This window comes from Kitasatospora sp. NPDC001159, from assembly GCF_053598235.1.
Genome location: NZ_JBSFJV010000192.1, coordinates 1 through 6,223, shown reverse-complemented (window position 1 = coordinate 6,223; position 6,223 = coordinate 1). Strand labels below are relative to the sequence as shown.

Annotated in this window: 8 protein-coding genes, 1 pseudogene and 1 riboswitch; of the genes and pseudogenes, 5 read left to right on the top strand and 4 right to left on the bottom strand. The window is 71.0% G+C overall.

Going from position 1 to position 6,223, the window contains the following annotated elements:
- Positions 1-75 precede the first annotated feature (75 nt).
- Positions 76-303, top strand: a complete 228-nt coding sequence (locus ACWC9T_RS40240) for a hypothetical protein (protein WP_449825999.1) — start codon at positions 76-78, stop codon at positions 301-303.
- A gap of 604 nt (positions 304-907) precedes the next feature.
- Here the strand turns inward: ACWC9T_RS40240 and ACWC9T_RS40235 are convergent.
- Positions 908-1,582 (bottom strand): alpha/beta hydrolase family protein, encoded by a 675-nt coding sequence (locus ACWC9T_RS40235; RefSeq protein WP_449826001.1) that lies wholly within the window; start codon positions 1,580-1,582, stop codon positions 908-910.
- A gap of 153 nt (positions 1,583-1,735) precedes the next feature.
- A riboswitch (guanidine-III (ykkC-III) riboswitch) is annotated at positions 1,736-1,806 on the top strand.
- Positions 1,807-1,814: 8 nt separating this feature from the next.
- Here ACWC9T_RS40235 and ACWC9T_RS40230 point away from each other — a divergent pair.
- The 3 genes and pseudogenes from ACWC9T_RS40230 to ACWC9T_RS40220 all read left to right on the top strand — a co-directional run.
- Positions 1,815-2,018: pseudogene (locus ACWC9T_RS40230) on the top strand (CBU_0592 family membrane protein); the annotation flags it as partial.
- Positions 2,019-2,090: 72 nt separating this feature from the next.
- On the top strand, positions 2,091-2,483 hold the full coding sequence (locus tag ACWC9T_RS40225; protein ID WP_449826000.1) for an ACT domain-containing protein: 393 nt from the start codon (positions 2,091-2,093) through the stop codon (positions 2,481-2,483).
- Between the two features lie 418 nt (positions 2,484-2,901).
- Positions 2,902-3,102 carry a hypothetical protein gene (locus ACWC9T_RS40220; protein ID WP_449825998.1) on the top strand — a complete coding sequence of 67 codons (201 nt, stop codon included), beginning with the start codon at positions 2,902-2,904 and terminating at the stop codon, positions 3,100-3,102.
- A 454-nt stretch (positions 3,103-3,556) separates the two neighbouring features.
- Here the strand turns inward: ACWC9T_RS40220 and ACWC9T_RS40215 are convergent, their stop codons facing one another.
- Complete coding sequence (locus ACWC9T_RS40215; RefSeq protein WP_449825997.1) at positions 3,557-3,868, bottom strand: hypothetical protein; 312 nt, start codon at positions 3,866-3,868, stop codon at positions 3,557-3,559.
- 130 nt (positions 3,869-3,998) lie between these two features.
- Positions 3,999-4,595: a hypothetical protein gene (locus tag ACWC9T_RS40210; protein ID WP_449825996.1), complete on the bottom strand. Its 597-nt coding sequence runs from the start codon at positions 4,593-4,595 to the stop codon at positions 3,999-4,001.
- A 525-nt stretch (positions 4,596-5,120) separates the two neighbouring features.
- Here ACWC9T_RS40210 and ACWC9T_RS40205 point away from each other — a divergent pair.
- Positions 5,121-5,318, top strand: coding sequence for a hypothetical protein (locus ACWC9T_RS40205; protein ID WP_449825995.1), 198 nt, complete (start codon positions 5,121-5,123; stop codon positions 5,316-5,318).
- Positions 5,319-5,602: 284 nt separating this feature from the next.
- Here the strand turns inward: ACWC9T_RS40205 and ACWC9T_RS40200 are convergent, their stop codons facing one another.
- Positions 5,603-6,058 carry a PaaI family thioesterase gene (locus ACWC9T_RS40200; protein WP_449825994.1) on the bottom strand — a complete coding sequence of 152 codons (456 nt, stop codon included), beginning with the start codon at positions 6,056-6,058 and terminating at the stop codon, positions 5,603-5,605.
- Positions 6,059-6,223 lie beyond the last annotated feature (165 nt).

Genomic DNA, 6,223 nt, shown 5'->3' with positions numbered 1-6,223 from the left:
GCCGTCGTCGACCGGGCAAGCACTGAGCGCCGATGAGCGGGCCGAGCTCGCCCGGCTGCGCAAGGCCGAGCGCGAGTGGCAGGTCGAGAAGGAGACCCGCAGGTCTGCGTCCTGACCGAACTGCCCGACGCCGAGCTGTGGTTCGGCGTGCCAGGCATGTACGGATGCTTCGGCATCCGCCTGGAGGAAGCCGCGACCGCGCCCCGCCTCAGGGTGACCAGCCACTACCGGATGGTCAGCTATTCAGGCCGCACCCACCACATCACCCCGGACAGTTGCGTGCTGGTCGACTCCGGCTGGTAGCTGAACAGGCGTTCCGCCCCGAGGTTTCGTCACTTCCTCGACCAGGCCCGCGCCGCAAAGGACTTGGGCCCGTTGGTGCTGCCCGCCCCGGCCAGGCGCCCACTCTGCCGGGCCGCCTGCCGTCGGCCGGTTGCCGGCCGTGCTGCGCCCGCCGGTGCTCGCCGTGTTGGTGGTTCCGCCGTCGTCCGAACCACCCGAACCGGCGTCGTCCCGCCGCACATCGCCAGCGCATCGGCACCCAGCCAGAGAGCGTCGGGCAACCCGCACCTCGGGGGAACCTCGGTGCGCGATCGCCGTGCCACGGCTGCCCGGCCCGTTCAGGATCCAGGCAGCCCGTATGGTCATCGCATCCTGCAACCGTCACCAGCTGATCGGAACTTCACCGAGCGGGAACTCCCTAGCACACCCCCTGAAATCGATCTTGATAGGTCGAGGCGAGGCTACCAGTGATCAACTCGTGCGGTGATGCCTCACAGGGGCAGAACGGACCAGGAGGAGCTGGACCCGGCAAGGCCAGCGAGCGCGTGCCCGCCCCCGCCGTCCTCTGACAGGCGACCTTGACCGATTGCCAGGAGATCTTGACGGGCTGGCACAGCCGCTGTCACTAGAGCGCCAGGTCCGCCAGCCAGTGCGTGACCGTCCTGGTGATCAGTGCCAGCGTCCTGGCTGCCGGCTGTGCCGCCGGGGCGGACACCGCGAAGACGTGGTCCGCCGCCGGCACCCCGGCCAGCTGCCAGCCTGCTGGCAGGGCGGGGAACTCCTCCGGCCCGCCGTACGGGTCCTTTGCGCCCTGTACGACCAGCGTCGGCAGCCCGCTGCCGAGCAGTTCCGCGGCCCGCGAGTCCCCCGGCCGGCCCGGCGGGTGCAGCGGGAAGGCCATCGCCAGCACGGCCACCGCGCCACTCGCCGCGCCGGTCCGGCAGGCCACCCGGGCCCCGGCGCTGCGGCCGCCGACCACCAGCGGTACGCCCTCGGCGGCCAGCCGCTCGGCGACCGGCATCCAGCCCGTGTCCAGCGTCTCCGGATCGGGCGCTTCCTTCTCGCCGGCCACCTTCCAGGGCTGCTCGACCAGCGCGACGGTGATCCCGTGCGCGGGCAGCGCGGCGGCCAGCGCGGCAAGGTCCGCCGCCTCGATCCCGCGCCCGGTGCCGTGCCCGAGGCCGAGCACCGCGCGGGTCGGGCCGACCGGCCGGTGCCAGCTGATCCGCGCATCCCCCACCGGCGTGGCCACCAGGTTCTGCTCGACCTCCATCGCGCCGCCCGACCCGCCCGCCGTCATGCCAGCCGCCTTGCCAGCCGCCTTGCCTGTCGTCCCGGTCGCCACCAGGTCGGGTGTACCGCTCTTGTCTGCCACCTGATCATCGTAGATCGCACACCGACCTGCTGCGGGACCCGGGGTTCCGACCTTCATGGGGCAGGGCTACAGTGAGCGGCGGTGACGCCGTTTTGGCGTCACCCCGGACGAGAGCGTTGCCGTACCCGGTCCAGCAAAGACGGCTCGCAGCGCACTCATGCATCGCATCGATCTCGTCGAAATCACCGGTTCCCTCCTCATCCTCGTCGCCTTCGTCGCCGGTCAGGCGCGGCTCCTGCGCGGGGACTCGCGCACCGCCCTGTCGCTGAACCTCGTCGGCTCGGCGACCCTCGCGGTGATCGCACTCCGCCAGGGGTCCTGGGGCTTCCTGTTGCTGGAGGGCGCCTGGGCCCTCGTGTCCGCCGTTTCCCTGACCGTCGTGCGCCCACGCTCGGCGGATCGTTCCGAACACCACACTCCCGAGGAGACCCCCGTGGCAGGAGAGAAGGACCTTCGCAAGCTGCTCGCCGGAATGAGTCCGCAGCTCAATGCGGGGGAGTACGTGTTCACGGTCGCCCCCGACGGCCGCATTCCCGCCGGCGTCCGTCCTGTCGTCACGGTTGCCGAGGAGGAGGGCCTGACCCTCGTCCTGCCGAAGCAGGATGCCGACCGGGCAGGCCTGGCCTACGACTACGTCGCCGGCTGGATCACCTTGCGCGTGCATTCCGCGCTGGAGGCGATCGGCCTCACGGCGGTCTTCGCCGAGGCCCTGGCCCAGGTCGGACTCAGCTGCAACGTGGTCGCCGGCTTCCACCACGACCACCTGTTCGTTCCCTACGCCGACGCCCCCCAGGCCCTGGCCGCCCTGGAACAGCTCACCCACTGACGGACACGGCACGTCCCCGCCGGTCACCCCGCGCACGGAGACGCGCGGGGTGACCGGGGCGCCAGCCGCTCTGCTGCGCCGGCCGCTCTGGTGCGCCGGCCGCTCTGGTGCGCCGCACGCGATGGCGGTCAACGAGACCGTGGTCGCGTTTGTGCGGGGCGGCACCGCCCACGCTGCGGCGGGCGCGGCGTGCGGGCCTCCAAGAAGGCCTCCAGGCCACCTCAGCCCGGCCCCGCCGCTCGTGGCCCCGCCGCCCCAGGGGCCGCTGCTGGTCCTGCCACCAGGAACGGAAGGACCGGCTGGCAACGGCTTGAACGGGAGGCCGAAGAGCAGCTGGAAGCCGCCCGCACGACGAACGCCTCGCTGCGCCTGTGTTGGACGTGTCAGGGCTCGATCGGCGGGTAGGAGGGTTCGGCGCATGGAGACGATCGGCAGCACCGGCTTGCAGGGCCGTCCCTGGCCTGAGGTGCTGCCCGACCGCCGCCCGGTCCTGGTCGTCGTCGCTGCCCCAGGCCGCCCGCTGAGCCTCGAGGACAACTGGGCCGACCGCGACCCCGCCCCCGTGCTGGCCACCGGCCCCTGGCCCGGCTGTCGGCCGTCCTCGACGGCTCCCGGCTGACCGTCCACCGGCCCGCGCCGCCTACGACCAGCGCCAGGCCGCCCGGGAGTGGAAGCAGCACAAGGCCCATCGGGGGCTGATGGACTCCCTGGCCTGCGTCGACGTACCCGGGCAGGAAAGCACCTGGGTCTACAGCGGCCGCCAATGGACCCGTCGCCCCGGCGGCCACTGCTGGTCCTGCCACGAGGAACGGAAGGAGCGGCTGGAACGGGAGGCCGAAGAGCAACTGGAAGCCGCCCGCACGACGAACGCCTCGCTGCGTCCGTGCTGGACGTGCCGGGGTTTGATCGGCGGGGAGGAGGGTTCTGTGCTGGGGGTTGCGGGAGATGGCCGGCCCGGGCCGGTTGGAGTGCCCGGGGTGCGTGCAGGCCCGCGCCGCAGTGGTGTTGCCCGCCCCGACCAGGCGGGAGCTGGTGGCGGCGCTGGTGTCCGCTCCGGACGAGGTTGTGGTGGGTTACTGGGTCTGTTGGACGGTGGCGGTCGGGGTTTGTCCGTTCTGGGCTTGTTGGGAGCGGATGGTGAGCATGCGTGCGAGGGGTGCCACGGCGGCGCGATCCGAGTCCTCGATCAGGTATTTCGGGTGGTAGTCGACCAGGAGGACGGTCGTGCCGACCCGGACGGCTGCGGTGGCGGTCGAGCCCTCGCTCCAGGCGCTGGAGGAGTCTCCCAGGGCGGGGAACGCGGCGGGCGTGCTGTTGGAATCGGTGGAGATGTTGCTGAACCTCTGGTAGACGGCGTCAGCGCCGGTGGGGCTGTCGTAGGCCACGACACGGAATTCGATCCTGTTGCCGTCGTGGGTGAAATCGACTCTGCCGAAGGCCTTGGCGTGGTCGCACAGCGTCCCGTCGTAGGGGGCGGAGGGTGTCGCGGGTTTCTGTTTGCAGGCTTGCTCGATCTCACTGGCCTGGGGCCCATCGGCCAGGGTCCAGCCTGCCGGGACGGCGTGGAGGTCGGGAAGGATCTGCCTGACCTGGTTCGTGGTCAGTACGGCGGTGGAGTGTCCGGTGCCGGGTTCCCACGGCGGCCGTCACGGCGAGAACCGCGGCCAGCGCCCCGGCGCCGCCGCCGCGCCGGTTGACGGTCTTGGTGCTGTTGTCCACGTTTCCGCCGGCGGCGATGTTCCCGATCCCCACCGCGGTCGTCCCGGAGCCGCCGATGGGGGATCCGCTGATCCTGACGGTGCTGGGGCCGGACGACTGCGGAGCGGTCTCGGAGACGGGCCAGCGGGCTGCCAGCGCTTCCTCCAGGCCGCTGTCGAGGGCGAGCAGCTCGCCGACCATCTCGGTCGCCTCCTGCCGGGCCTGGTCGTCGCCCGGGGCCTCGGCCAGGCGCCGGGCGGCCTGCTCCCAGCGGGGGAGACGCGCCAGTCCCTGCCACACGCTCTGCACCAGCGGCCCGAACGTCGCGAGTTCCTCTCCTGCCGTTCGTGACGCCTCCTGTACCAGCGCCGCCACGACCGCCCCGACCAGCCCGGCCCCGTCCCCCGATGACATCCAATACCCCCAAGAGCAAACGAAGTTGAACCACACACATACCCCGGTCGACCTCCCCTCGCACATACACGTCCGGGCGGCCAGCGACCGACCTCGGCAGTGCTCGCCGGTCGGGCGCCCTCGTCCAGCTCGTGCTGCCTGCGCCGCCCCGCAGAGTGCCAGATCCGGGTCGGCGGAGCGCAGGACCTGCTGCGGGCCACGCTGAAACGTCTGACCTGGCGATATGAGGATTCCCCCCCACCTGTCGGCATACGGGGCGGCGAGCTCGGCTGCCGGGTATTGCTCGGGGTCGAGCAGATCGGTCAGCAGCCGGATGACCTCGCCACCATCCACCTGATACTCGATCACGCGCAGGACGACGTGGCCGGGTGCCGCCCGCTTCTGCCCGGCCAGGTTCATCCGGGCCAGATACGTGCCGTCCGGCAGGTGCTCGATCGGCTTGGCGGCCACACAGGGCCGGGGCGGACGCCGGATGGCCGCAGTGGGAGCCCCCGTATGTGCCCTTCAGAGCGAGCCTCCGACCGCTTGGGGGCTGGTAGGGCCATCACCGGGTCCCTCCCGGGCCCGGGGCTGCTGGCCGCGCTGATCCCCGCGCTGTCCGACGCCGAGCTGGTCGCCGAAGGCGTCGAGGACGGCTGCGACGTCGGGCCGCTCGACTTGCGGGACTCCGCAGTGGCCCCGCACCGGAGTGCCGCCGACAGGTGGTCAAGTACACGGCCGTGAGTGGCAAACCACGGAAGGCCATGCAATACCGGAGCCGAACCATGGCCAGCCAGGGAATCCTGGAGAACCCCAACAACGCGACCGCCCGGTCATCGGACTGGCTGTCCTACACCGTTCCCCGCGACAGCGGAGACCCGATCGGACTGAGGATCTCCGAGTACGTCGGGAAGGACTCGGGTGTCACCAATCTCGGCTACCGGGGGCAGGGACGGGGTGAGGACGCGCAGCATCGGGGAACGGTTTCTGCTGCCAGGTCTCCCAGGACAGGAAAGTCAGTTGCGGGCTCACTGCTCGGGTCGGTCCACGCGGATCAGCGTCTGCTGCCCGTTGGCGACGAGCTTGCGCTGTCCATCCTGGATGCCGAAAACCTCCAGCTGGCACACGGTCAGGGTGCGTCCTGCCCTCAGGACGGTTCCGACGGCCTCGATGTGGTCGCCGACGGCGGGCGAGAGAAGGTTGATCTTGTACTCGACGGTGAGCACGTCGCTGCCCTCGGGGAACAGAGTGAAGGCGGCGTAGCCGCCGGCGCTGTCGGCGATGGCGCTGGTGGCGCCGGCGTGGAAGTAACCGTGCTGCTGGGTCACTTCGGGCCGGGCTGGGAGTTCGATGTGCACGAGGCCCGGCGCGATGTGGGTGATGCGGGCGCCGAGGTGGCGCATCAGCCCCTGGCGGTCGAAGCTGTCCCGGATGCGTGCCTGCACCTCGGGGCTCGCCTCGTCCTGCTGCGTCTGGTCTTCCACATGCTCTCCTTCGGCGGGCATCGCAGTGCTCGTACGGGGTGAGGCGGATTTTTCAGCGTATGCCAGCCGCACTAGGGCGCGTATCGGCTTGTGATCAATCTGCGGGATTCGCCCTCGTGACAGGGTCTAATCCGGTAGATCGTCTTGCATGACGCGAGTGCAACT